Source organism: Pedobacter sp. 01N416 (genome assembly GCF_056399685.1).
In genome coordinates, this window is record NZ_JBFTRT010000743.1 from 1 (window position 1) to 2,024 (window position 2,024).

1 protein-coding gene is annotated in these 2,024 nt (G+C 37.7%); it reads right to left on the reverse strand.

Annotation, left to right across the window (positions count from 1 at the left end):
• Positions 1–1,752 (reverse strand): glutamate synthase central domain-containing protein (locus tag AC1DND_RS26565; RefSeq protein WP_477585691.1); only part of this gene is annotated, 1,752 nt, incomplete at its 3' end.
• Between the last annotated feature and the right edge of the window lie 272 nt (positions 1,753–2,024).

Below are 2,024 nucleotides of genomic sequence, written 5' to 3' on the forward strand. Positions count from 1 at the left end.
GAAAACACCTGTATCAATACTTCTTAACTTTTCTAATTCCTGATTGGTTAAGATTGGGTGTTTAATGGCTACACAGTGCGCTTGTTTTGGAGTTTCTTCCAACAAGTTACCCATGCTACCCATAAAACTGGCCAAACTCATTACCACTTTCTCCCTGATCGGATCAATTGGCGGATTGGTTACCTGTGCAAATAACTGCTTAAAATAAGAAGATAAATGCTGAGGACGTTTTGATAAAATAGCCAATGGTGTATCGGTACCCATCGAGCCAATTGGTTCTTTACCTTCAATGGCCATAGGTTTAAGCAAAAGATCTACATCTTCTCTGCTGTAACCAAAAACCTGTTGATATTTGAAAATAGACTCTGTAGATAAGCCGGTGAACATTACACGTGGCTCAGGTAATTCCTCTAAACGGATCTGGTATTGATTAATCCAATCGGCATAAGGGCTTTTACCACAAACTTCTTCTTTAATTTCGTTATCGCTGATAATTCTACCCTGCTCCATATCCACCACGAACATTTTGCCTGGCGTTAAACGGCCTTTTTCAATTACAGTACTTTGGTCGATAGCTAATGCACCAGCCTCAGAACCCATAATTACACGGTCGTCAGAAGTAATGGCATAACGTGAAGGACGAAGACCATTACGGTCTAAAGTAGCACCTATTAATTTACCGTCGGTAAAAGCAATGGCTGCAGGTCCATCCCATGGCTCCATTAAAGTAGCATGGAATTCGTAGAATGCCCTTTTAACAGGATCCATATCTTCATTACCATCCCAGGCTTCCGGCACCAACATCATTAATACATGAGGCAGGGTTCTTCCAGAGTGAAGTAACAGCTCAATAACATTATCTAAACAGCCTGAATCTGAATTGGTTTCGTCAATTACAGGCAATAACATATCTAATTCTTCCGGCGTAAAGTAAGCAGAAGCAAAAGACTTAACGCCTGCTCTAAACCAGTTTAAATTTCCTTGTAAAGTGTTAATCTCACCATTATGTGCAATAAAGCGGAATGGCTGCGCCAACCTCCACGAAGGGAAAGTATTGGTTGCAAAACGTGAGTGAACTAAACCTAAAGCAGAAACCATGCGCTTATCGGTTAGATCGGTAAAATATGTACGTACCTGTAAAGAAGTAAGCTGACCTTTATATATAATGGTTTGCGCAGAAAGCGAAACAATATAAAAATCTTTACCACCATGAACGGTGTTTACGATCAGTTTAATCAGGTAATTTTTAAAAATATAAAGTTTACGTTCGAAATCTGCTCCTGGTGCTACTGCATAAGGACGGGCAATAAATACCTGCTCAATTTCTGGTTCAACAGAAAGGGCCATATTGCCAATATCTGTTGTGTCAACATCAACTTTTCTAAAGCCTAAAATTTCCAGGCCTAATTTTTCGGCGGCACGGTAAATCAATTCTCTGCACTCTTCTCTCGATCTGATATCTTTCGGCATAAATAACATACCTACACCATAATTATTGGTTTCTGGTAGGCTAAAGCCAGCTTTTAAACATTCGTCGTAAAAAAATTCGTGAGGAATCTGAATCATAATACCTGCACCATCGCCTGTATTTGGTTCTGCTCCACATGCCCCTCTATGATCTAGATTCTCTAAAATAGTAAGTGCATCAGAGATGATTTGATGCGATTTTCGCCCTTTCACATGTGCAACGAACCCAATACCGCAGGCATCGTGTTCAAATTGCGCATCGTACAATCCACTGTTTGGTTCCATTCTTTGCTCGTTAGTTGTTAGTGTATAGGAAACACTAAGATACGAAAAACAAATCTTAAATTACAGAGTTGACACGATTTTTAGAAAAATTTTAGTCCTTAAGTAATTTAAAGCTTTTAGATTAAAAAAATGATAATAATATGGATGAATATTTGTCAAATTTATAATGGTAATATTATACAATAAATGCGCTTTTTCTGCTAAATCTCAACATAAATCGTTTTAATTGTTGATTTATTTGTGAATATTTAATTTATATATAAATAGTATGC